Source organism: Comamonas sp. NyZ500 (assembly GCF_016772095.1).
Classification (GTDB): Bacteria; Pseudomonadota; Gammaproteobacteria; order Burkholderiales; family Burkholderiaceae_C; genus Comamonas; species Comamonas thiooxydans.
In genome coordinates this window covers 1-22682 of the sequence record NZ_JAEIJE010000010.1, presented here as the reverse complement: position 1 = coordinate 22682, position 22682 = coordinate 1, and the positions used below count along the sequence as shown (strand labels likewise).

General features: G+C 64.3%; 17 protein-coding genes and 1 pseudogene. 13 read left to right on the top strand and 5 right to left on the bottom strand.

The window, feature by feature from the left end:
* Positions 1-29: 29 nt before the first annotated feature.
* From JAO85_RS15595 to JAO85_RS15585, 3 genes are read right to left on the bottom strand one after another with little or no spacing between them, the layout of a single operon-like run.
* Positions 30-1325 carry a cytochrome c gene (locus JAO85_RS15595; RefSeq protein WP_202788476.1) on the bottom strand — a complete coding sequence of 432 codons (1296 nt, stop codon included), beginning with the start codon at positions 1323-1325 and terminating at the stop codon, positions 30-32.
* A 23-nt stretch (positions 1326-1348) separates the two neighbouring features.
* Positions 1349-3643, bottom strand: coding sequence for a xanthine dehydrogenase family protein molybdopterin-binding subunit (locus JAO85_RS15590; RefSeq protein ID WP_202788475.1), 2295 nt, complete (start codon positions 3641-3643; stop codon positions 1349-1351).
* A gap of 2 nt (positions 3644-3645) precedes the next feature.
* The gene (locus JAO85_RS15585) at positions 3646-4254 is read right to left on the bottom strand and encodes a (2Fe-2S)-binding protein (RefSeq protein ID WP_202788474.1); all 609 of its coding nucleotides are present in this window, start codon (positions 4252-4254) and stop codon (positions 3646-3648) included.
* 463 nt (positions 4255-4717) lie between these two features.
* On the opposite strand from JAO85_RS15585, the gene JAO85_RS15580 reads away from it, so the two are divergent.
* Together JAO85_RS15580 and JAO85_RS15575 are read left to right on the top strand one after the other, a co-directional pair.
* Positions 4718-5197 carry a VOC family protein gene (locus JAO85_RS15580; RefSeq protein ID WP_034377747.1) on the top strand — a complete coding sequence of 160 codons (480 nt, stop codon included), beginning with the start codon at positions 4718-4720 and terminating at the stop codon, positions 5195-5197.
* A 304-nt stretch (positions 5198-5501) separates the two neighbouring features.
* The gene (locus JAO85_RS15575) at positions 5502-6560 is read left to right on the top strand and encodes a 3-keto-5-aminohexanoate cleavage protein (RefSeq protein WP_034356064.1); all 1059 of its coding nucleotides are present in this window, start codon (positions 5502-5504) and stop codon (positions 6558-6560) included.
* 734 nt (positions 6561-7294) lie between these two features.
* On the opposite strand, the gene JAO85_RS15570 is transcribed toward JAO85_RS15575, so the two are convergent.
* Positions 7295-8137 carry a TauD/TfdA family dioxygenase gene (locus JAO85_RS15570; protein WP_003062631.1) on the bottom strand — a complete coding sequence of 281 codons (843 nt, stop codon included), beginning with the start codon at positions 8135-8137 and terminating at the stop codon, positions 7295-7297.
* Positions 8138-8486: 349 nt separating this feature from the next.
* Here JAO85_RS15570 and JAO85_RS15565 point away from each other — a divergent pair, with 349 nt between their 5' ends.
* Complete coding sequence (locus JAO85_RS15565; RefSeq protein ID WP_237734869.1) at positions 8487-9503, top strand: AraC family transcriptional regulator; 1017 nt, start codon at positions 8487-8489, stop codon at positions 9501-9503.
* Between the two features lie 54 nt (positions 9504-9557).
* Here the strand turns inward: JAO85_RS15565 and JAO85_RS15560 are convergent, their stop codons facing one another.
* Positions 9558-10475, bottom strand: a complete 918-nt coding sequence (locus JAO85_RS15560; protein ID WP_202788473.1) for a LysR family transcriptional regulator — start codon at positions 10473-10475, stop codon at positions 9558-9560.
* 112 nt (positions 10476-10587) lie between these two features.
* On the opposite strand from JAO85_RS15560, the gene JAO85_RS15555 reads away from it, so the two are divergent.
* From JAO85_RS15555 to JAO85_RS15510, 10 genes and pseudogenes are all read left to right on the top strand, one after another.
* The gene (locus JAO85_RS15555; protein WP_202788472.1) at positions 10588-12705 is read left to right on the top strand and encodes a 3-hydroxyacyl-CoA dehydrogenase NAD-binding domain-containing protein; all 2118 of its coding nucleotides are present in this window, start codon (positions 10588-10590) and stop codon (positions 12703-12705) included.
* 267 nt (positions 12706-12972) lie between these two features.
* Complete coding sequence (locus JAO85_RS15550) at positions 12973-14169, top strand: acetyl-CoA C-acyltransferase (RefSeq protein ID WP_003062624.1); 1197 nt, start codon at positions 12973-12975, stop codon at positions 14167-14169.
* Positions 14170-14327: 158 nt separating this feature from the next.
* Positions 14328-15527 (top strand): acyl-CoA dehydrogenase family protein, encoded by a 1200-nt coding sequence (locus JAO85_RS15545; protein ID WP_202788471.1) that lies wholly within the window; start codon positions 14328-14330, stop codon positions 15525-15527.
* A 143-nt stretch (positions 15528-15670) separates the two neighbouring features.
* Complete coding sequence (locus JAO85_RS15540; RefSeq protein WP_202788470.1) at positions 15671-16798, top strand: acyl-CoA dehydrogenase family protein; 1128 nt, start codon at positions 15671-15673, stop codon at positions 16796-16798.
* Between the two features lie 166 nt (positions 16799-16964).
* A complete protein-coding gene (locus tag JAO85_RS15535) occupies positions 16965-17756 on the top strand; it encodes an oxepin-CoA hydrolase, alternative type (RefSeq protein WP_003062619.1) in 792 nt (263 codons plus the stop codon).
* Between the two features lie 39 nt (positions 17757-17795).
* Positions 17796-19043, top strand: a complete 1248-nt coding sequence (locus JAO85_RS15530) for a CaiB/BaiF CoA-transferase family protein (RefSeq protein WP_054075557.1) — start codon at positions 17796-17798, stop codon at positions 19041-19043.
* A gap of 214 nt (positions 19044-19257) precedes the next feature.
* Complete coding sequence (locus JAO85_RS15525; RefSeq protein WP_202788469.1) at positions 19258-20274, top strand: tripartite tricarboxylate transporter substrate binding protein; 1017 nt, start codon at positions 19258-19260, stop codon at positions 20272-20274.
* A 269-nt stretch (positions 20275-20543) separates the two neighbouring features.
* Complete coding sequence (locus JAO85_RS15520) at positions 20544-21557, top strand: tripartite tricarboxylate transporter substrate binding protein (RefSeq protein WP_003062613.1); 1014 nt, start codon at positions 20544-20546, stop codon at positions 21555-21557.
* A gap of 7 nt (positions 21558-21564) precedes the next feature.
* Positions 21565-22539: a nitronate monooxygenase family protein gene (locus JAO85_RS15515; RefSeq protein WP_012839556.1), complete on the top strand. Its 975-nt coding sequence runs from the start codon at positions 21565-21567 to the stop codon at positions 22537-22539.
* A 36-nt stretch (positions 22540-22575) separates the two neighbouring features.
* A pseudogene (locus JAO85_RS15510) lies at positions 22576-22682 on the top strand (electron transfer flavoprotein subunit beta/FixA family protein); the annotation flags it as partial.

Sequence of the window (22682 nt, the reverse complement as noted above, 5' to 3'; positions counted from 1 at the left end):
GCTGTGCAGCGCTTTGGCAGCGCCTGCTGTCAATGCGCCTGGGTCTGCTTGCGCAACTGGCCTACCTTGGCGGGCAGGTCCTTCCACTCGTCCACGCCGTACTGGGCACGCATGGTGTTGAGCAGGGTGGCGATCTGTGCATCGCTGAGCGCATGGCGGAAGGCCGGCATGGTGCCCAGGTCGGCATGGGCCGGATGCTGCACGCCTTCGAGCACGGCCATGATGGCGTTGTCGGGCGATGCGGAGTGCAGGCTGGTGCTCAGGGCCAGCTGGGGACGCACGCCGAAGCTGCTGCCCGAAGGGTCTGCCTTGTGGCAGGCCATGCAGGCGCCCTGGTACAGGCGATAGCCTTCGGCATCGAGTGCCAGCTTGGGCTTGGCGGTCTTCTCTTCGATGAGTGTCTTGGCATCGCCGGGGGCGGCGTCGGCCTTGCGGTAGCTCATCAGATAGGTAGCAATGGCGTCGATGTCGGCATCGCTTTGCTGCGACAGGCCGTGGGCCACGGGAGCCATGGGGCCGGCTGCCACACTGTGACGGGCCGAGAAGCCGGTCTTCATATAGTCGACCAGATCCTGCTTGGTCCAGGGCAGGGGCGAGGCCGTCTTGTCCGTCAGAGCGGGGGCATCCCAGCCTTCGGCGCTGCCGCCGCTCAGGTGGAATTCACCAGTTTTCTCGGCGGCCAGGCCGTTGCGCGGTGTGTGGCAGGCGCTGCAGTGACCCAGGCCTTCGACCAGATAGGCGCCGCGATTCCACTCGGGAGCCTGCTTTTCATCGTCCTTGACGACGCCGGGCTTGAGGTAGAGCCAGTTCCAGGCCGCAATGCCGCGGCGCACGTTGTAGGGGAAGTTCAGCGCGGTCTTGGGCGCCTCGTTCTCCACGGCGGGCTCGCTCATCAGAAAGGCGTACAAGGCCTTCATGTCCTCATCCGTCACGCGGCTGAAGGCCGTGTAGGGGAAGGCGGGGTAGAGGTACTGGCCTTCGCGGTCCACGCCGTGGCGCATGGCGCGCTCGAAGGCTTCATAGCTCCAGCGGCCGATGCCGGTCTGCAGATCGGGCGTGATGTTGCTGGTGTAGATGGTACCGAAGGGGCTGGGCATGGCCAGACCGCCTGCGTTGGTCTTGCCGTTGGGAGCAGTGTGGCAGACGGCGCAGTCGCCCATGGCGGCCAGCAGCTTGCCCTTGGCAATCTGCTGGGGCGTGAAGTCGGCAGCGGGAATGGCTGATTGGGGCGCAATCTCGCCCTGGTGGGTGAGCGCCAGGCCGGCGGCAGCCAGCACGACCACTACGGCCGCACCGCCCGCCAGAATCTTTTGGAACGTTCGCATATCTATGTTCTTTATCGGTGGAGTCACTTGGACGAGGCGGCGCTGCTCTTGGCTGCCTTGAGCGCGGCCAGCACGCGGCTGGGGGTGAACGGCACTTCCAGCAGGCGCACGCCGGTGGCGTCGAAGATGGCGTTGGCCACGGCGGCGGCGCTGGGCACGGAAGCCGATTCACCGGCACCCATGGGCGCTTCGTTGGGGCGCTCGACCAGCAGCGAGTCGATCTCGGGCAGCTCGTCAAAGCGCAGGATGGGGTAGCCGCCCCATTCCACGGAGGTGACGCCGCTCTTGTCGAAGGTGACGAACTCCTTGAGCACGCGGCTGGTGGACTGCACCACGTTGCCGTGCACCTGATGGCGCACGCCTGCGGGGTTGACCATGGCACCGGTGTCCTGGGCGACAAAGACCTTGTCGACCTTGACTTCGCCGGTTTCGCGGTCCACGGTCACGTCGACCACCCAGGTCGCCCAGGCTGCACCGTAGCCGGGGAACTTGCTGTGGAAGTAGCGGGCATAGGCAAAGCCGCGACCCTTGACCAGACGCTGATCGTCAGCTGCCGCATTGCGTCGCGCCGGGCCTTCTTGCCAGTTGCACTGCTTCTTGGCCTCGGCAATCAGCGCCACGGCACGCGGATCCTTGAGGTAGCGCAGGCGGTACTCGATGGGGTCGGCCTTGGCCAGGTAGGCGCATTCGTCGATCCAGGACTCATGGGCGAACACATTGGGCAGGGCGGAGACGCCGCGCATCCACGAGGCGCGCACGATGGGCACGGCGTCCTGGGAGATCACGCGCATCTTGGGATACTCGTACTGCGGGATGGCCGTGCGGTCGCCCATTTGCTGGGCCTCGATCTTGGCGGACACCTTGCCCGTCAGAATCAATGCCAGCGCCGAGGCGTTGTTCGAGGGGTAGCAGGTGCGCAGCTCGTAGGCGGCCACATTGTTTTGCTCATCCAGGCCGCCGCGCACGCGAATCAGCTGGCCCGTGCCCTTGGGCTCCCAGCCGGCTTCCTGCTCGCGCATCAGCTGCACGCGCACGGGCTTGCCCACGGCGGCAGACATCAGCACGGCGTCCGAGCAGACGTCGTCCGCGCAGTTGCGGCCGTAGCAGCCAGAGGCTTCGAGGCGGGTGACGTTGATGTTGTCGGCATTCACGTCCATGAGCTTGGCAATGTCCTTGCACACGTCGTGAGGGTTTTGCGAGCCGGTCCAGACCTGGATCTGGCCGTTGCCCACTTCGGCAATCGCACAGGACGGGCCGATGGAGCCGTGAGCGTGATAGGGCCAGACATAGTCGCGGGTCAGCGCAGTCTTGACCTGCTCGATGGCCTGCAGCGCGCCTTCGTCTTCCTGCAGCACGCGGTCGGTCTTGGCGTGGTCCACCAGGGTCTGGTGCAGGCCGCTCAGCGACATATCGGGCAGGCCGCTCCATTCCTTCCAGGTGACCTTGAGCTGGCGCATGGCAGCGATGGCCTGCTCTTCACGTTCGGCCACAACGCCCACGAAGTCGCCCTTGACCACGACCTTGACGATGCCGGGCAGATGGGCAATGGACTTCTCGTCCACCGACACCAGGCTGGAGCCCAGCGGAGCCGTGGCATCGGCGCCGGTGTAGGGAGGACGGATCACGCGGCCGTGCAGCATGCCGGGCACGCGCAGGTCGTGGATATAGGTCAGCGCGCCCAGCACCTTGTTGGGGATGTCCACGCGCTGCACCGATTTGCCGATGTATTCGAAGCCGGACTTGCGCAGCGCGATCTTGTCGTCGACCTCGATCTGCAGATCCTGACCCTGAACCAGCTCGCCATAGCCGTAGCGCTTGCCGCCGGCGATGACAAAGCCTTTCTGGGTGGTGATGCGGTCAGCGGGAACACCGGATTTCTCGCTGGCCAGCTTGATTAGCAGCTGGCGCACCTGCGCTGCGGCATGGCGCATGGGCAGGGACGACACCTGGATGGTGTTGCTGGCAATGGTGGGGCCCAGATCCGGGGTGCGGGCGGTGTGGCCCAGCACCATGGTCACGGCGGCAAAGTCCACATACAGCTCGTCGGCCACCAGTTGGCCCAGAGCCGTGCGCACGCCCGTGCCCAGGTCCACGTGTCCGTTGTAGGCCGTGACGGAGCCGTCGGCGCCAATCGCGATGAAGCTGTCCACCAGCTTGGCCGAGGGAATGGGGAAAGCGCCCTTGGCAGCCGCTTCGGGGGCGGTCTGGGCCATCAGCAGATGGCCGCCTGCCACGGAGCCGACCATCAGCATGCCGCCGGCCTTGAGCAGCTGGCGACGAGTCAGTTGAGCGTGATTGTCTTTGGTGAAGAATTTCATGATCAGGCAGCCTTTGCGGTTGTGGATGCGCCGGCGGCGGGGAGGGCCGGGCTGTGGCCCTTGGCAATCAGCTCACGGGCGCGCGCGGCGGCCTGCATGATTTCCACATGGGTGCCGCAGCGGCACAGATGGCCGGACAGGGCATGCCTGATTTCTTCGTCGCTGGCCTTGGGCTGCTGGTTGAACAGGGCGACCAGCGCCATGATCATTCCGTTGGTGCAGTAGCCGCACTGCGCAGCCTGTGCGTCGACAAAGGCTTGCTGCACCACATGCAGGGTGTAGGTGCGTGCGGTGGCAGGCGCCTTTGTCTCGGCGGCGCTGACATCCAGCACGGCGCGGTCCTGCAGGGCCTGTGCGTTGGCGGCCTTGCTGGCGTCAGGCGACAGGCCTTCCAGCGTGGTGACCTTCTTGCCGTCGACGGCCTTCAGGGGCACGGAGCAGGAGCGCGCCACCTTGCCGTCGATCAGCACGGCGCAGGCACCGCATTCGCCCAGGCCGCAGCCGAACTTGGGGCCGTTGAGCTGCATGTCGTTGCGCAGCACATACAAAAGAGGTGTGTCGGCAGCGGCGCTTTGCGCGTCCACTTCCTGGCCGTTCAGAGTGAATTTCATGACGTCAACAAATCGTAGGGTTCAAGGAGTCAGTCTTGTATATGTGTAGTCAATTATATGACTAGACAAAAATAAAATGCATTGGCTTGATCTAAAGCAGATTCGATTGCTCTGGTGTGCGCCAGCGAGGCAAGGCCGGGCCGGTGCCCAGGAGTGGCTTCTGAGCCCGGATCTGCGGCAGCAGGGCGGGACTGGCGTGGTTCCGGAGGCGGCCTCCACCGGACTTGAAACCGTCAGGGCTGATGCAGCCTGATCCATTTCCGGCGTCTTCGTGAGAGCAGAGGTGCCATGGCTATATCGGGGGGATGACCCTGCGCCTCTGATATGGGGATTGAAGCGCTGGGGAAATGCGGCTTCAATGCACAGACGCCGAAAGCCGCCAGTGCATCGGTGTCCCGATAGAGAGGGGTCCGCGGTCTGCGGGTTTGCAGACATTCATCAGTTCCTGTTCAGGAGAGCCAAGATGGTCAGCAAAAACACGATTTGTCTCTGGTACGAGGGCGAGGCCCTGGAAGCCGCCAGGTTCTACGCCCAGATTTTTCCCGACAGCGCCGTGGGCGCGGTTCACCACGCACCGGGCGACTACCCCTCCGGCAAGCAGGGCGATGTTCTGACGGTCGAATTCACGGTCATGGGCATTCCCTGCCTGGGCCTGAACGGCGGCCCTGTCTTCAAGCACAACGAGGCGTTTTCGTTTCAGGTCGCGACGGACGACCAGGAGGAAACGGATCGCCTGTGGAACGCCATCGTCGGCAACGGCGGTCAGGAAAGCCAGTGCGGCTGGTGCAAGGACCGCTGGGGGCTGTCATGGCAGATCACGCCGCGTGTGCTGACCACGGCCATTGCCGACCCGGATCGCGCGGCGGCCAGACGGGCTTTTGAAGCCATGATGGAGATGAGGAAGATCGATATCGCCGCCATCGAGGCTGCCTGGCGCGGCTAGGCGGGCGGCTGCGATAGGAGCAGCGACAGGCTGGCAGGCTGCAGAGCAACTGCGACGGTCCGGTTCGGAGCAAGGATGCATCGGAGCGTCCGCGTGCTCTGGCGCACTTTGCCAAGCTTTGAGCGTCCTAGGGCAAACGCTTTGCAGACAGCTCTCCTACAGTGAAATTGCTTTCAATTTCGACGATTCGGTGCCTGCCAGCCGGTGTTGCCCATGCCTTCTGAATGCCTGGCGGCATTGCACAGGGCGGGCAAGCCGCGGCCATGGCTGTCCGTCGAAGCCCGCATTCACTTGGAGACATGTCATGAACTTCCTCGACGGCCATCTGTTCCCCGAAAACCAGCAACCCCTGATCATTACTGCGGCGCCCTATGCTCCGGGCTGGCTGCCTTCGGACTTCCCCGAAGACATTCCCGTCACCATGGAGGCGCAGATCCAGAAAGCCGTGGACTGCTACAACGCGGGCGCCACGGTGCTGCACCTGCATGTGCGCGAGCTTGACGGCAAGGGCAGCAAGCGCCTGTCCAAGTTCAACGAGCTGATCTCCGGCGTGCGCAAGGCCGTGCCCGAGATGATCATCCAGGTCGGTGGCTCCATCAGCTTTGCTCCCGAAGACGAAGGCCAGGCGGCCAAATGGCTCTCCGACGACACCCGCCACATGCTGGCCGATCTGGACCCGGTGCCCGATCAGGTGACCGTGACGGTGAACACCTCGCAGATGAACGTGACCGATCAGGCCGAAGACGCGGACTTTGCCGGTACCTCGCGCGCCAATCCCACGCTGTTCAATGCCTACAAGGAAATGACCGTGCCCGCCCAGCCGGGCTGGGTGGAGGAGCATGTGCGCCGCCTGACCAAGGCCGGCATCCAGAGCGCTTTCCAGTGCTACAACCTGAACAGCTTCGAGTCGGTGGAGCGCCTGATGCGCCGTGGCTTCTACATGGGCCCGCTGGTCATGAACTGGGTGGCGATCGCCGGCGGCATGGACACGCCCAGCCTGTACAGCCTGGCCAACTTTGTGCGCGCCGTGCCCGATGGCGCCGTGCTGACCGTGGAAAGCAATGTGCGCAACGTGCTGCCCGTGAATATGTGGGGCATTGCCGCCGGTCTGCATGTGCGCTGCGGCACCGAAGACTGCCTGTGGAACCAGACGCGTACCGAGAAGGCCAGCACCGTCTCGCAGATCGAGCAACTGGTGCGCATCTCGCGCGAATTCGGTCGTCCTGTCGCCACCGCCAAGGAGGCGCGCGAGATCAGCAAGATCGGCGTGTTCTACGACAGCGTGGAGGAAAGCCTGGCCGCCAACGGCTTTGCGCCCAACCGGCCCGGTGCCAACCAGGGTTTCCTCAGGAAGACCTCCTGATCTTCCGGGACGGCTTGCAGGCAAGGCGATCACGGCCTCGCCTGCAGCGGTCTCTGCTGAACCGACATGCGCAAAAACGGCCTCCGCGATGGAGGCCTTTTTCATGCGCGGATGATTTCGGGCAGACCTGGAAAAATAGCTCTGGCAAGGCTGGGGCCGGGCCTGAGACAGGCCTGGTGAAGTCGTCTGGGCCGGCGGCTGCGGATGGATGGTCTTGAGCATGTCTATGGCCAGCTCGCAGCTGTCAAGGCGCGGGAGGAGCGGGAGGTCCGTGATGCGCACGCCGCACGCCGCAGTGCTCGCCAGAGGCTCGCCGAGCAGAGATGCTGCAGGCGCGGTTGACGAGGATCACCATTGTGGTATTTAGGCTCGTCGGGCTCGCGCGTGCCATGGCTCACAGCAATGGCCGGCTGTATCTCTGTATCTTGCAGTGCTGTCGCCCTCCCGGGCCTGCACTCTGTCATCGGCCTCAGGGCGCGATTGGTGCAAGGCGGGGCCTGGTCAGGCGCACATTCATGCAGGAGGTGATGACAGAAAAATAATAGCTGCCTGCGCTTGATTTAAAAGCGTTTCAGGCAGCTATGACTTTATCTTCAATGGCAGTCAAGCGATACAAGCTATTGTTTTTGCGCAGCGCCGGTGTGATGCGCCGTGTTCCGGCGCCGGCATGCGGCGCAGGTGGCTGGCAATAGCTGGTCAGAAAAAGGGGCAGAAAAGCGGCTCGGATAGCTCGCTCAAAAAGGCTTGTCGCCGATGATGGCTGCGCGCTCCATCTTGCGCGCGGCGGGCCAGTAATCCTGCACGGCGTAATGCTGGGTGCAGCGGTTGTCCCACATGGCGACGCTGCCGGGCTTCCAGCGAAAGCGCACCTGGTACTCGGGGATGGCCGCCTGACTGATCAGATAGTTCAGCAGCATGCTGGCACCGGGCGTCTTGTCCTGGCCATAGCGCACGTTCTCGGGCGTGTGGTAGTTGGCAAAGTGGGTGGTGAAGCTGCAGACGTAGAGAATCTTCTCGCCGGTTTCGGGGTGGGTGCGCACCACGGGATGTTCGACCGGAGGATGCTGGCGGCCCAGCTCCAGACGCTTTTCTTCGGGCATGACGGCGCCGAAGCCGTGCTCGATGCTGGACTTGGCCTTGAGGCCGTCAATCTTTTTCTTGATGTCCTCGGGCAGATTGCGGTAGGCCTCGGCCATATTGACCCAGATGGTGTCGCCACCGACGGCAGGGCCTTCGATGCAGCGCAGCACGCAGCCCATGGTCGGGTTCTCGCGCCACTGACCGTCGGTGTGATAGGTGTTCTCGTAGTTTTCGCGCTTTTCGCTGCGGTAGATCTGCACCAGACCGGGGTGGTCGGGGTCGCTGCCGGCCACGGGGTGATCCTCCAGATCGCCGAAGTGGCGGGCAAAGCCCACATGCTCGGCACGCGTGATGTCCTGGTCGCGGAAGAACAGCACTTTGTGCTGCAGCAGCAGGGCGCGAATTTCCTCGGCCAGGCCCTTGTCGCGGGACGCATCGCCGAGGTGGATGTCGGAAACCTCAGCGCCGATGCTGCAGGTCAGTTGTTCGACTTTCATGGTCTTCTCCTAAGTACCCGGCAAGGCCTTGATGCAGGGCGCCGCCGTCTGATGGAAAAATTCTCGGCGCAGCAACAGTCCCGGGGCTTGACCGATCGCGTCAGCTTGTTGCCCTCTTGGGTGGGTGCAAGGAAAACCCTAGGGCCGGGCCTGGGGTGTCTTGAAGTGGACGCATCTGCGCGCCGAACCGTCATATCTGTCGTGATCTACTGGTATCCATTGATTGACTGCTTGTTGTGATATTGATAAACATCAACACCCGAAACGCAGGTTGCCCTTAAGGCCTGTGTCCATCCATGAAATCCGGGCCTGTTGCGCAGTACCCGGGTCAACCGTTTTCTTGGTCACGATGAAGCCCCGTATCCGAAGTGTGAGCCTGTGCAAATACGCCAAGGTGGCGAACGAGCTCGGCATCGACCCGCTGCGCATGTTCCGCCAGGTGGGGCTGGACCACAGCTGCCTGAATTCTCCCGATCTCATGGTTCCCGAAGCTGCGTTTGCGCAGTTGCTCGAGGCTTCGTCCGCCCAGGCCGGGCATGCCTCGCTGGGCCTGCTCATGGGCTCGCATTGGCGTCTGTCCGACTTCGGGCCGATCAGCCTGCTGCTGCAGCACCAGGCCAGCCTCTCCAGCATGCTCAAGACCTTCAAGGACTATGACCACATGATCAGCACCACCGTGGGCACGGAGGTGGTGACCCAGGGGCGCTATTCCATCATCCAGCTGAACCTGGATACCGAGCGCGAGAACCCGGGGCGCCACCCGGTCGAGCTGGGCATCACGGCGCTGATGAGTCTGTGCCGATATCAGCTGGGCAGGGGCTGGAGCCCGACCAGCATCCACTTCTCGCACAGCTCGCCAGGCAGCACCATGAGCCATCGCCGCGTGCTGGGCAGCGAGATCGTGTTCGGCTCGGACTTCGATGGCATCGTGGTGAGCAACGAGGATCTGGAGGCCATCGATCCCGATCACGACAGCCTGATGGAGAGCCACGCCCGCAGCCTGATGGAGAGCCATGCGCCGCGGCCCACGACCAGATCGCTGGAGCAGCAGGTGCGCAGCACCTTGCAGTCACTGCTGCCCCATGGGCGCCACAGCATTGCCCATGTGGCCGGCGCGCTTGGCTATACGGCCCGCTCGCTGCAGCGGCACCTCGAAACCCAGAACACCAGCTTTCAGGAAACCCTGGACGCCGTACGCAGCCAGGCCGCGCTGCGTGCGCTGCAGAATCCGCAGCTGTCGGTGAGCGAAGCGGCCGCTCAGGCCGGCTTTGCCGAGAACAGCTCGTTCACGCGCTGGTTCAGCAAGCATTTTCAGCAAAGCCCCAGCAGTTGGCGCCAGCAGAATCTGAACCGCAGCCTGTCCTGAGGCCTCTGTCCGAATGAAAACGCCAGCCTGCTCGCTGGCGTTTTGCGTTGCGGCTCAGGGCTGGGGCATCGCGGCCAGCCGGGTTGCCTCGGGCTGGGCCTTGGCCAGCAGAAAATCGATGCAGGTGCGCACGGCCTTGGTCTGATGCCGGTTGGGCAGGTAGAGCAGATACATGTGGGTGCCGAAAATGCTGAGCCGGTACTCATCCAGCGTGCTCAGCACCTCGCCCGTGGCCAGTTTGTCCTGCACCACATAGTCGGGCACCAGGCCTACCCCCAGGCCGGCCAGGATGCCGTCGCGCAGAAAAGGGAAATGCTCGGAGATCATGGTGGGCTCCAGCATCACCTCGTGGCGCTCGGTGCCCAGATAGGCGGCCAGGCGCAATTGCCGCCCCGTGACACCGGCGGTGATCAGCGGGCTGGCGCGCAGCGCATGCAGGGTTCTGGGCAGGCCGTGCGTCTGGGCGTATTCGCGCGAGGCACAGGCCAGGTAGCGCACCGTGCCCAGGCTGCGCGCCACCAGGGACAGGGGCGGCTCCTGGATCACGCGCACGATGATGTCCACATCGTCGCGCAGATTGTCGGCCCGGTTCTCGAACAGCACGTCGAGCACGATGCCCGGGTACAGGCGCTTGAACTCGATCAGCCATTCGCTCATCACGATCTGGCCGTAGCCGCTGGGCACGCTGATGCCAACGCGCCCCTGCAGGCTCTGGCCCAGCGCCGTGATGGCCTCGCGTGCGGCCAGCATTTCGTTGTGGATGTTGCGCCCGTGCTCGTACAGGCGCATGCCGATCTCCGTGGGCTCCACGCGGCGCGTGGTGCGCTTGACCAGTTGCACGCCTGCGGACTTCTCCAGCTGGCTCAGGTGATAGCTCACATTGGCACGCGTCATCTTGAGCTTGCGCGCTGCCTGGCTGAGATTGCCGCTATCAATGATTTCGACCAGCAGGGTCAGCGATTGGGAGTCCATGGCGTGCTTGTCCAATTTCCTTTGACAGTCTGTCAATGATTCATGGGATTGTTAGAAAACATTGTCGTCGTAAAAATAAAGCCCATTCCATAAAGAGATTCAGGAGACTCGCATGACCGCCCAAGCCAGCACCTCTGTCGTCGAACTCAGGCAAGACGGTGACGTCCTGCTCGTCAGCGTCAACAATCCGCCCGTCAATGCGCTGGGCGCTGCCGTGCGCCAGGGTCTGATGGCGGCCATGGAGCAGGCCGATGCCAGCGCCGCGGTCAAGGCCGTGGTGATCGTGGGCGAGGGCAAGGCTTTCATCGCCGGTGCCGATATCCGCGAATTCGGCAAGCCACCGGTCCAGCCTTTCCTGCCCGATGTCTGCAACCGTATCGAGGCCTGCAGCAAGCCCGTGGTGGCCGTGATTCATGGCGCGGCACTGGGCGGCGGTCTGGAGATCGCCATGTCGGCGCATTACCGCCTGGCGCTGCCTGGCGCGAAGCTGGGTCTGCCCGAAGTCTCTCTGGGTCTGGTTCCCGGCGCCGGCGGCACCCAGCGTGCACCGCGCCTGATGGGCGTCAAGGCCGCGACCGAGCTGATGCTCAGCGGCCAGCAGATCGGCGCCAAAGCCGGACTGGCAGCCGGTCTGGTGGACAAGCTGGAAGAGGGTTCGGACCCCGTGGCCGCGGGCCTGGCCTATGCGCGTGAATTGCTGGCCCAGGGCGCGCCGCTGCGTCCCGTCAGCGCCACGCCGGGTCGTCTGGCCGACAAGGCCGCAGCCCAGGCAGAGCTCGATGTGCTGCGTGCAGACACGGCCAAGAAGTCGCGCGGCCTGTTCTCGCCGCTGAAGATCATCGATTGCGTTCAGGCCGCGCTGGATCTGCCTTTTGCCGAAGGCCTGAAGTTCGAGCGTGCCCAGTTTCTGGCCTGCATCGACAGCCCGCAGCGCGCCGGCCTGATCCACGCCTTCTTTGCCGAGCGCGAGACGGCCAAGATTCCCGAAGCCCGCGCCGCCCAGCCGCGCGCCTTCAGCAAGATCGCCATCATCGGCGGCGGCACCATGGGCGCGGGCATCACCGTCTCTGCGCTGGATGCCGGCCTGGTCGTGACCATGATCGAGCGCGATGCAGAATCCATCGCACGCGGCCAGGCCAATGTGGAGAAGGTCTACAACGGCCTGATCGCCAAGGGCCGCATGAGCGAGGAAGCCAAGGCCGCTATTCTTGCGCGCTATACGCCCTCGACCCGCTATGACGACATTGCCGATGTGGACCTGGTGATCGAGGCGGTCTTCGAAGACCTGGAAGTCAAGAAGGCCGTGTTCAAGGAGCTGGACCGTGTCTGCAAGAGCGGCGCCGTGCTGGCCACCAACACCTCTTATCTGGACATCGACGCGATTGCCGCCGTCACCAGCCGTCCGCAGGACGTGATCGGTCTGCACTTCTTCAGCCCGGCCAACATCATGAAGCTGCTGGAGATCGTCGTGCCCGCCAAGGTGGCGCCCGATGTGGTGACCACGGCCTTCGGGCTGGCCAAGAAGATGAAGAAGGTGCCCGTGCGCGCCGGCGTCTGCGACGGCTTTATCGGCAACCGCATTCTGGCCACCTACAAGCAGGCTGCCGACTACCTGATGGAAGACGGTGCCAGCCCCTACGAGATCGACGAGGCCGTGCGCGGCTTCGGCTTTGCCATGGGGCCCTTCCAGGTCACCGACCTGGCCGGCGGCGATATCGGCTGGGCCACGCGCAAGCGCCGTGCTGCCACGCGCGACCCCAAGGCCCGTTATGTGGAGATTGCCGACCGCATCTGTGAAAACGGCTGGTTCGGCCAGAAGACGGGACGCGGCTTTTATCTCTATCCGCAAGGCGCGCGCATCGGTCAGTCCGACCCCGAGGTGCTGGCCATCGTGGATGCCGAACGCGCCAAGAAGGGCGTGACGCCGCGCTCGTTCACGGCCGAGGAAATCATGCGCCGCTACATGGCCGCCATGGTCAACGAAGGTGCCAAGGTGGTGGGCGAGGGCATTGCGCTGCGTCCGCTGGATGTAGACGTGACTTTTATCTCCGGCTATGGCTTTCCTCGCCACCGCGGCGGCCCCATGAAATGGGCCGATATGCAGGGCCTTCCCAAGGTGCTGGCCGATATCGAGGCCTTTGCCAAGGAAGACGCGCTGTTCTGGAAGCCCGCGCCGCTGCTGCAAAAGCTGGTGGCCGAGGGCCGGGACTTCGAAAGCTTGAATAAGTAACACCCCCTGAGGCGCTTCGCGCCTTCCCCCTCTCTCGCTTCGCGGGAGGGGGACGACGCCATCGCCTGGGCGGCCCCGCCGCGAGGCGGCTCTTGCTCGGCGTCTCGCGCTTGGAGTGCGCCAGTTTTTATCGCCCGGTTAATTTAAAAAAGTAGCTGCTAGCGCTTTATTTGTATGGTTTTCAGTATGGAAAGTATCTGAAAGCAATGAATGACAAGCGAAGACAGCTATCAAAAATAGTTTTCAACATTCACAGAGACAAGCACCATGCGTGAAGCCGTTATCGTTTCCACCGCCCGCACACCGCTGACCAAGTCGCATCGTGGCGAGTTCAACATCACTCCTGCCGCCCAACTGGCTGCTTTCTCCGTCAAGGCGGCGGTGGAGCGCTCGGGTGTCGATCCCGAAATGATCGAGGACCTGATTCTGGGCTGCGGCAACCCCGACGGTTTCCAGGGCCGCAATCTGGGTCGCCAGACCGTGTTGCGCGCCGGGCTGCCGCTGTCGATCGCCGGCACCACCATCACGCGCTTTTGCGCCTCGGGTCTGCAATCCATCGCCATCGCGGCGGGGCGCGTCGTGGCCGAGGGCGTGGACGTGATGCTGGCCGGCGGTATCGAAACCATCTCCGGCATCCGGGCCGGCAACAATCTGCCCACCGACATGGACCCCTGGCTGGTGGAGCACAAGCCCGAGCTGTACATGGCCATGATCGACACCGCCGATGTGGTGGCCAAGCGCTATGGCATCACGCGTGAAGACCAGGATGCGTTCTCGCTGCAAAGCCAGCAGCGCACGGCTGCGGCCCAGGCCGCCGATCTGTTCAAGGACGAGATCATTGCCTGCTCCACACGCATGATGGAGAAGAACAAGGAAACCGGCGAAGTCACCTACCGCGACGTGGTGGCCACGCAGGACAACTGCAACCGCGCCAGCACCACGCTGGAGGGACTGGCCAAGCTGGAGCCTGTGAAGGGCCCTGGCAACTTCATCACGGCCGGCAATGCCTCGCAGCTGTCCGACGGCTCCAGCGCCTGCGTGGTGATGGAGGCCAGGCTGGCAGAGCGCCTGGGCCTCAAGCCCCTGGGCGCTTTCCGCGGCTTCGCCGTGGCCGGCTGCGAGCCTGACGAGATGGGCATCGGCCCGGTGTTTGCCGTGCCCAAGCTGCTCAAGCGCCACGGCCTTACGGTGGATGACATCGACCTCTGGGAGCTGAACGAAGCCTTTGCCTCGCAGGCCCTGTATTGCCAGCGTCAGCTGGGCATTCCCAACGAGCGCCTCAACGTCAACGGCGGCGCGATTGCCATCGGCCACCCCTTCGGCATGACGGGTGCACGCCTGACCGGCCACATCCTGCTTGAAGGCCAGCGCCGCAAGGCCCGCAACCCCAAGGTCAAGTACGGCGTGGTGACCATGTGCATCGCCGGCGGCATGGGCGCTGCGGGCCTGTTCGAGATTTTCTAAACACCCCCTGAGCGGCTGGCGCCGCTTCCCCCTCTCTCTTCGGGAGGGGGACGACGCCTTTGCTGCGAGACGGCTCTTGCTCGGCGCCTCTGGTTCAGAGCGTGCCGGTGTCAGAGGCTGCAAAGGCGCGCTGCGCCATGGATTACCAGGAAATAGCAATGGATTTGCAATTCACCCCCCAGGAAGAGGCGTTTCGCGCCGAGGTGCAGAGTTTTCTCAAGGAAAAGCTGCCCAAGCATATTTCGGCCAAGGTCAAGGCCGGACAGCGCCTGAGCAAGGCTGATCAGGATGAATGGCATGCCATTCTCAACGAGCGCGGCTGGTATGCGAATCACTGGCCCCAGGAGCATGGCGGTCCGGGCTGGGGGGCGGTCGAGAAGTTCATCTTCGACACCGAGTGCGCCCTGGCGGGCGGCCCGCGCATCGTGCCCTTCGGCGTGAACATGCTGGGGCCGGTGCTGATCAAGTACGGCAACGAGCAGCAAAAAAAGTACTGGCTGCCGCGCATTCTGAGCGGGCAGGACTGGTGGTGTCAGGGCTATTCCGAGCCCGGCGCGGGCTCCGATCTGGCCTCGGTGAAGACCACGGCCGTGCGCGATGGAGACTTCTACATCGTCAACGGCCAGAAGACCTGGACCACCCAGGGTCAGCACGCCAATATGATCTTTTGCCTGGTGCGCACCAACCGCGAGGCCAAGGCCCAGGCCGGCATCAGCTTTTTGCTGGTGGACATGAACAGCCCCGGCGTGGAGCTGCGTCCCATCCGCACGCTGGACGGCGACAAGGAAGTCAACGAAGTCTTCTTCACCGATGTGAAGGTGCCGGCCGAGAACCTGGTGGGCGAGGAAAACCGGGGCTGGACCTATGCCAAGTATCTGCTGACCTACGAGCGCACCGGCATTGCGGGCGTGGGCTTTTGCATCTCGGCCCTGGCCAAGCTCAAGGTCATCGCCGCCAAGGTGCACAAGAACGGCCAGCCGCTGAACCAGGACCCGCTGTTCGCGGCCCGCATGGCCCGTGTCGAGATCGACCTTGAGAACATGAAGACCACCAATCTGCGCGTGATCGCGGCCGTTGCCGGTGGCGGCGTGCCCGGTGCGGAGAGCTCCATGCTGAAGATCCGCGGCACCGAGATCCGCCAGGAGATCCTGTCGCTGATCCGCCGCGCCATGGGCGTGTATGCCGTGCCCTATATCGACGAGGCCCAGTACGAAGGCTATGACCAGGCGCCCCTGGGCGGTATCGACGAAGCCGCCACGGCCTCGGCCAACTACTTCAACTACCGCAAGCTGTCGATCTTCGGCGGCTCCAACGAAATCCAGAAGAACATCATCTCCAAGATGATTCTGGGCTTGTAAATGTCCACCCCCCTGAGTCGCTGCGCGCCTTCCCCCCGGGGGGACGACGCCCTCGCTGCGGGGCGGCCCTTGCAGGGCGTCCCTGGCGAACCGGGCGGTGGCATGCGACACCGATTCGTTCGATTGGGTAGAGAGAATTTGTCATGAACTTCACACACACCGAAGACCGCCGCATGCTGGCGGACAGCCTGAACCGCTTTGTTTCTGAGCAGTACGGTATCGAACAGCGCAACCATTTGGCCTATGGGGCAGAAGGTCACAGCCCCGCGCTGTATGCGCAATTTGCCGAGCTGGGTGCGATCGGCGCGCTGTTCCCCGAAGAGGAGGGCGGCTTTGGCGGCTCGGGCTTTGACATCAGCGTGGTGTTCGAGGCACTGGGCCGTGGCCTGGTGGCCGAGCCCTTGCTGGGCGCGCTGGTCGTGGGCCAGGCCCTGATTGCGGCAGGCACCGAAGCGCAAAAGCGCCAGCTGGAAGACATCATCGCCGGCAGCGCGATCGCCGCTCTGGCGCACGACGAACCGGGCAGCCACTACGAGCTCAACAAGGTCACGGCCACGGCGGCCAGGACCGCCACGGGCTGGGTGCTCAACGGCGCCAAGAGCGTGGTCGCCTTTGGCGAGAAAGCCGATCTGCTGCTGGTGTCCGCGCGCACCGCAGGTGGCATGTTCGATACTGCCGGCATCAGCCTGTTCCTGGTCGACGGCAAGGCCTCCGGCATCGCCAAGCGCGGCTATAGCCGCATGGAAGGCGGCCGCGCCGCCGAGCTGACTTTCGAGAATGTGCAGCTGGCCGGGGATGTGCTGCTGGGTGCCGAGGGCCAGGGCCATGGCGTGCTCGAGCATGTTCAGGGCTTTGCCTTGCTGGCGCTGGCTGCCGAGGCGCTGGGCGCCATGGATGTAGCCAAGCAGAACACGCTGGAGTATCTGCAGACGCGCAAGCAGTTCGGCGTGGCCATCGGCAGCTTCCAGGCGCTGCAGCACCGCATGGCCGATCTGTTGCTGGAGGTGGAGCAGGTGCGTTCCACCGTCATCAATGCGGCCGATGCCATCGACAACGTCCAGGGCACGCAGCGCGAGAAGATGCTGTCTGCCGCCAAGTACACCGTGGGCTCGGTGGGGACCCTGGTGGCCGAGGAAAGCATACAGATGCATGGCGGCATCGGCATGACCTGGGAGCTGCCGCTGGCGCATTACGCCAAGCGACTGATCATGATCGACCACCAGTTTGGCGACGAGGACCATCATCTGGCGCGTTTCATGGCCTTGAGCTGAAATGAGCTCCCCCCTGAGTCGCTTCGCGCCTTCCCCCTCTCTCTCTCTACGCGCTGCGCGCTAGGAGAGGGGGACGACAGCCTCGCTGCGGCGCGGCCGGCGGGCTGTCCCTGGCGGAGTGGGTCGGCTACAGGCGGTAAGTGCTGCCTAAAACTGGAGAACGAAGATGAGTGAAGTCCTGCTGACCCGCCGCGAAGCTGCCGTGCTGGTGCTGAGCAATAACAACCCGGCTGCGCGCAATGCGTTGTCGCCCGCGTTCTACGCGGCCGTCACGACCGCGCTGGCGGAGGCTGCGGCTGACGCCAGTGTGGGCGCGGTCGTGCTCACGGGCGAGGGCGGGCATTTCTGCGCCGGTGGCGATTTGCGCCAACTGGCCAGGCGCCGCGAACTGCCCGTGGAGCAGCGCCGAGAAAAGCTTGAAGGCCTGCACGACCTGATTCGCGCCGTGCGCGACTGTCCCAAGCCTGTCATCGCTGCCGTCGAAGGCGCGGCGGCCGGCGCTGGCCTGTCGCTGGCACTGGCCTGCGATATGCTGGTGGCCGCCCGCGACAGCCTGTTCTCCGTGGCCTATGTGAAAGTGGGTCTGACGCCCGACGGCGGCGCCACGGCCTTTCTGGCCGAGTTCGTTTCGCGGCAGGTCTTGACCGAGCTGTGCCTGACCGGCGAGCGCATCAGCGGCGAACGCATGCACGCTTTGGGCCCCGTCAATCGCCTGGCCGAGCCCGGCCAGGCTCTGGCCGATGCCGTTGCGCTGGCCGCCCAGATCGCGACCGGCCCGGACCAGGCCACGGCCCTGATCAAGGACCTGTGCCGCCAGGCACCGCGCAACACGCTGGAGCAGCAGCTGGAGCTGGAGGCACAGCACATGGTGCGCTCCCAGGGCAGCGAAGAGTCCCGTGAAGGCATTGCCGCCTTTCTCGAAAAGCGCAGCGCCGACTTCAGCAAATTGCGTGCTTGAGCGCTCAACAAACCAAGATTTTCCAAGGAGACAAGGCAGATGGCCGACAGCAATACCGAACAGAACCAGGACATCGACTTCCCGCTGGAGGGAGTGAAGGTACTCGATCTGTCCCGCGTCTTCGCCGGGCCGCTGTGCGGCATGGTGTTGGCCGACTTCGGCGCCGAGGTGGTCAAGGTCGAGCACCCGGGCCGCGGCGACGACACGCGTGACTGGGGCATTCGTATCGGCAAGACCGAGACCACCTACTACAACAGCATGAACCGCAACAAGCGGTCCATCACGCTGGATCTGCAAACGCCCGAGGGCGTGAAGATCCTCCATGAACTGCTGCCTCAGTTCGACGTGCTCATCCACAACTTCAAGACCGGCGGCGCCGAGAAGCTGGGTCTGGGCTACGAGCAGCTCAAGGCCATCAAGCCCGACCTGATCTATTGCGCAGTGGCTGGCTATGACAGCAGCGGCCCCGAGGCCAAGCGCCCCGGCTACGATCTGGTGATCCAGGGCGAGGCGGGCCTGATGGCGCTCAACGGCGAGGCAGGCATGCCGCCGCTCAAATTCGGCGTGGCCGTGGTGGATCTGGTAACCGGCATGTATGCAGCCCAGGCCGTGCTGGCCGCCTTGTTCCGCCGCGAGCGCACGGGCAAGGGCCGGCTCATAGAGATGGCGCTGTACGACAGCGGCATCACGGTCACCGGCTACTACGGCCTGGATGCCCTGCAACTGGGGCACGACCCCGAGCGCTACGGCAATGCCCACCCCTCCATCGTGCCTTACGGCATGTACGAAGCCGCCGACGGCCCGCTGATCATTGCCGTGGGCAACAACAGCCAGTTCGACAAGTTCTGCCGTCAAGTCATCATGCGCCCCGACATCGTCGAGGACCAGCGCTTCTCCACCAATGTCAACCGGGCCAGGAACCGGCTGGAGTTGCTGCCCATGCTCAAGGCACTGATTGGCAGCTTCCCGCGCGATCTGCTGCTGGAGCGCCTGACGGCTGCAGGCATTCCCTGCGGCCGTGTGGCCGGCCTGCACGAGGCCCTGACCAGCGAGCGCACGCGCCGCAGCGGGCTGCTGCGCGACATGCCCCATCCCGTGGTCGGCACCACGCCCGTGTTCGCGCCGCCCTACCGCCTGGACGGACAGCGTCTGCCCATCCGCCATGCACCGCCCACGCTGGGTGAGGGCACGCGAGAAGTGCTGCAGCGCCTGCTGACGCTCGATGATGCGCAACTGCAGGACCTGCAAGCCAAGGGCGTTCTCACGCTGCCCCAGGAGCCTTCATGAAGCACCCCCTGAGCCGCTGTGCGGCTTCCCCTCTCTCGCTTCGCGGGAGGGGACGACACCCTCGCTGCGGGGGCGGCCCTTGCTCGGTGTCCCTGTTGGGCCGTGTCAGGCTCACAGGCCGCGGACATCTTCTAGAGCCATAAATAACTCAAAAGCAAGATTAAAGGCCGCGCAAGACGGCAGATAAAGACAGCGACTTCATAGGAGACAAACCATGAGCATCCCAGTCACACGCCGCGATCTTCTGCAAGGGCTGGCCGCCATCGGCGGCGGCAGCCTGCTGGCCACGGGCGCCGGCAGCGCCCTCGCGCAGGCAGGCAAGCCGGCCTGGCCCGCAAAGCCCATCCGCGTGGTCGTGCCCTTCAACGCGGGCGGCGCCACCGACATCATCGCGCGCACCATCGGCGAGGTCCTGGCCAAGCGCCTGGGCCAGCCCGTGGTCATCGACAACCGCGGCGGCGCGGCCGGCATCCTCGGCACCGAGGCCGTGGCCAAGGCCGCACCCGATGGCCACACGCTGATGGTCTCGCTCAGCACCTCCATGCTGATCAACCAGTTCCTCTACACCAAGCTGCCCTACAACCCGCAAAAAGACATCGCGCTGATCAGCCAGATCGCCGCAGCGCCCGTCACGCTAGTCGTCCATCCTTCGGTGCCGGCGAACAATATGAAGGAGCTGCTGGCCTATGTGAAGGCGCACAAGGGCAAGCTCTCGTACGGGTCCTGGGGCGTGGGCTCGTATGCCCATCTGGCCGGTGCCTATATGAGCAAGACCATGGATGCCGACATGAACCATGCCGCCTACAAGGGCGAGGCACCCATGATCCAGGAACTGATCGGCGGTCAGCTGCAGCTGTGCTTTTCCAGCGCTCTCAACACCAAGCCTTTCATCGATTCTGGCCGTCTCAAGGCCATCGGCGTGACCGGCAAGGAGCGCATGGACATCCTGCCCAAGCTGCCCACCATTTACGAGCAGGGCGTGCATGACGACGCCTACTCCATCTTCGGCTGGGTGGCCATGGGCGCACCCGCAGGCACGCCCAAGGAGGTCGTGGACCAGCTCTACGGCCACCTGCGCGAAATCATCAAGGACCCCAAGGTGCTGGAGCGCATCGCGGGCGCCGGCTTCATACCCATGATGAACAGTCCCCAGGCTTTCCGCGACAACTACCAGCGCGATATGCCGATCTGGAAAGCGCTGGTCGAGCAGGCCGGCGCCAAGCTTGATTGAACCCCCTGAGTCGCTTCGCCTGGGCGGCCCCGCGCCTTCCCCCGTGTGCACGGCGCCCTCTCTCGCTTCGCGGGAGGGGGACGACACCCTCGGCGCGGGGCGGCGCGGCCGGCGTAGGCCCTTCCTCGGTGTCCCTCGCCTTGGGACATGCCGGATTCATGGGCAGTGGGTGGCGCGCAGCGCCATGGATCACTGAATGACTGATTTTTACGGCCTGCGGCAGTGGGCCACCACCGACGACTGCTGAGACAGCTTTGACAGGAGACTACATGCACAAGCGCAATCCCGCACTTAAGGCCTGCACCAGCCGGCGCAGCGTTCTGGCCCTGGCCGCAGCGCCGTTGCTGGCCGGCCTGGCCGGCGGCGCACTGGCCGAGACCGACTGGCCAGCCAAGATGCTGCGCCTGGTCGTGCCTTTTCCGGCCGGTGGCCCTACCGATACGGCATCGCGCATCGTGGGCCAGAAGCTGGGCGAGCGCCTCAAGCAGACCGTGGTGGTGGAAAACCGCCCCGGCGCCTCGGGCTCCATCGCGGCCGTGCAGGTCGCCAAGAGTCCGGCCGACGGCTACACGCTGATGATGCTGGCCACGCCCACGCTGCTGGCCCCCCATCTGTACAAGAAGGCCGGCTACGACACCGTCAAGGATTTCGCGCCCGTGGCCACGGTCTATGACCTGCCCATCGTCATCGTGGTCAATCCCACGCTTTTGCCCGATGTCACCGATCTCAAGAGCCTGATCGCCCACGCCAAGGCTCAGAAATCAGCGCTCAACTACACCAGCTCGGGCGCCGGAAGCTTTGGCCACCTGAGCATGGAACTGCTCAAGCAGATGGCCGGCTTCGACATGCAGCATGTGCCCTACAAGGGCGGCGTGCCCGCCATCACCGACACCATCGGCGGCCAGGTGCCCATCATGTATGCCGACCTCGTGGCCGCGCTGCCTCATATTCAGGCAGGCAAGCTGCGAGCCATCGCCGTGGGCTCGCCCCAGCGCGTGAGCATGCTGCCCGACATCAAGACCATTGCCGAGCAGGGCATCAAGGGCTATGACGCCGTTTCCTGGGGCGGTCTGCTCGCGCCCAAGGGCACGCCCAAGGCGGTGGTCGAGCGCATCGCCTCCGAAGTCCAGCAGATACTGGCCGACAAGGATGTCCAGAGCAAGCTGCTCCACGCGGGCGCCATCGCCACTTTCCAGAATCCCGCCCAGCTGGGCCAGCGCATCCAGCAGGACTACACGCGCTGGGGCCAGCTGATCCGCGACAAGGGCATTGCAGTGGAGTGACAAGGACATGAAGACACGCATCACCGAACTCTTTGGCATAGAGCACCCCATCATCCAGGGAGGCATGCACCATGTGGGCCTGGCCGAGCTGGCCGCCGCCGTCTCCAACGCGGGCGGCCTGGGCATCATCACTGGCCTGACCCAGCGCACGCCCGAGTTGCTGGCGCGCGAGATCGCGCGCTGCCGCGAGATGACGGACAAGCCCTTTGGCGTGAACCTGACCTTTCTCCCCTCGGTCAACCCGCCTGACTACCCGGGCTATGTCAAGGCCATTATCGAAGGCGGAGTCAAGGTGGTCGAGACGGCCGGCAACAACCCGCAGAAATGGCTGCCCGCGCTCAAGGAAGCCGGCATCAAGGTGATTCACAAGTGCACCTCGGTGCGTCATGCGCTCAAGGCCGAGGCCATCGGCTGCGATGCCATCAGCGTGGACGGCTTCGAATGCGGCGGCCATCCGGGCGAGGACGACATCCCCAACTTCATCCTGCTGCCGCGCGCTGCCGAAGAACTGAAGATTCCCTTTGTCGCTTCGGGCGGCATGGCCGACGGCCGCTCCCTGGTGGCCGCGCTGGCGCTGGGCGCCGAAGGCATCAACATGGGCACGCGCTTCATCGCCACGAAAGAGGCACCCGTGCACGACAAGGTCAAGCAGGCCATCGTGGCGGCCAGCGAGCTCGACACCCGTCTGGTCATGCGCCCGTTGCGCAACACCGAGCGCGTGCTGACCAACTCCGCCACCGAGCGCCTGCTGCAAAAAGAGCGCGAGCTGGGCGCGGCCATCACCTTTGCCGACATTGCGCCCGAAGTGGCCGGCGTCTATCCGCGCATCATGCACGACGGCGACATGGACGCGGGCGTCTGGTCTTGCGGCATGGTTGCGGGCCTGATCCACGATGTGCCTACGGTTGCGCAGCTGATCACCGGCATCATGGACCAGGCCCATGCACTGATCAACGAGCGGCTCGCGGGCCTGGCCCGCTAAGCCTTTCACTCTTCAAAACCAGGAAAGAGCTTTCTCATGAAAATCCTTGTACCCGTCAAGCGTGTCGTGGACTACAACGTCAAGGTCCGCGTGAAGTCGGACGGCACGGGTGTGGACATCGCCAACGTCAAGATGAGCATGAA

What these genes read in the sequence shown, in the direction of transcription:
- JAO85_RS15595 (WP_202788476.1), bottom strand. Translation starts at nt 1,325, where the DNA reads ATGCGAACGTTCCAAAAGATTCTGGCGGGCGGTGCGGCCGTAGTGGTC.
- JAO85_RS15590 (WP_202788475.1), bottom strand. Translation starts at nt 3,643, where the DNA reads ATGAAATTCTTCACCAAAGACAATCACGCTCAACTGACTCGTCGCCAG.
- JAO85_RS15585 (WP_202788474.1), bottom strand. Translation starts at nt 4,254, where the DNA reads ATGAAATTCACTCTGAACGGCCAGGAAGTGGACGCGCAAAGCGCCGCT.
- JAO85_RS15580 (WP_034377747.1), top strand. Translation starts at nt 4,718, where the DNA reads ATGGTCAGCAAAAACACGATTTGTCTCTGGTACGAGGGCGAGGCCCTG.
- JAO85_RS15575 (WP_034356064.1), top strand. Translation starts at nt 5,502, where the DNA reads ATGAACTTCCTCGACGGCCATCTGTTCCCCGAAAACCAGCAACCCCTG.
- JAO85_RS15570 (WP_003062631.1), bottom strand. Translation starts at nt 8,137, where the DNA reads ATGAAAGTCGAACAACTGACCTGCAGCATCGGCGCTGAGGTTTCCGAC.
- JAO85_RS15565 (WP_237734869.1), top strand. Translation starts at nt 8,487, where the DNA reads ATGAAGCCCCGTATCCGAAGTGTGAGCCTGTGCAAATACGCCAAGGTG.
- JAO85_RS15560 (WP_202788473.1), bottom strand. Translation starts at nt 10,475, where the DNA reads ATGGACTCCCAATCGCTGACCCTGCTGGTCGAAATCATTGATAGCGGC.
- JAO85_RS15555 (WP_202788472.1), top strand. Translation starts at nt 10,588, where the DNA reads ATGACCGCCCAAGCCAGCACCTCTGTCGTCGAACTCAGGCAAGACGGT.
- JAO85_RS15550 (WP_003062624.1), top strand. Translation starts at nt 12,973, where the DNA reads ATGCGTGAAGCCGTTATCGTTTCCACCGCCCGCACACCGCTGACCAAG.
- JAO85_RS15545 (WP_202788471.1), top strand. Translation starts at nt 14,328, where the DNA reads ATGGATTTGCAATTCACCCCCCAGGAAGAGGCGTTTCGCGCCGAGGTG.
- JAO85_RS15540 (WP_202788470.1), top strand. Translation starts at nt 15,671, where the DNA reads ATGAACTTCACACACACCGAAGACCGCCGCATGCTGGCGGACAGCCTG.
- JAO85_RS15535 (WP_003062619.1), top strand. Translation starts at nt 16,965, where the DNA reads ATGAGTGAAGTCCTGCTGACCCGCCGCGAAGCTGCCGTGCTGGTGCTG.
- JAO85_RS15530 (WP_054075557.1), top strand. Translation starts at nt 17,796, where the DNA reads ATGGCCGACAGCAATACCGAACAGAACCAGGACATCGACTTCCCGCTG.
- JAO85_RS15525 (WP_202788469.1), top strand. Translation starts at nt 19,258, where the DNA reads ATGAGCATCCCAGTCACACGCCGCGATCTTCTGCAAGGGCTGGCCGCC.
- JAO85_RS15520 (WP_003062613.1), top strand. Translation starts at nt 20,544, where the DNA reads ATGCACAAGCGCAATCCCGCACTTAAGGCCTGCACCAGCCGGCGCAGC.
- JAO85_RS15515 (WP_012839556.1), top strand. Translation starts at nt 21,565, where the DNA reads ATGAAGACACGCATCACCGAACTCTTTGGCATAGAGCACCCCATCATC.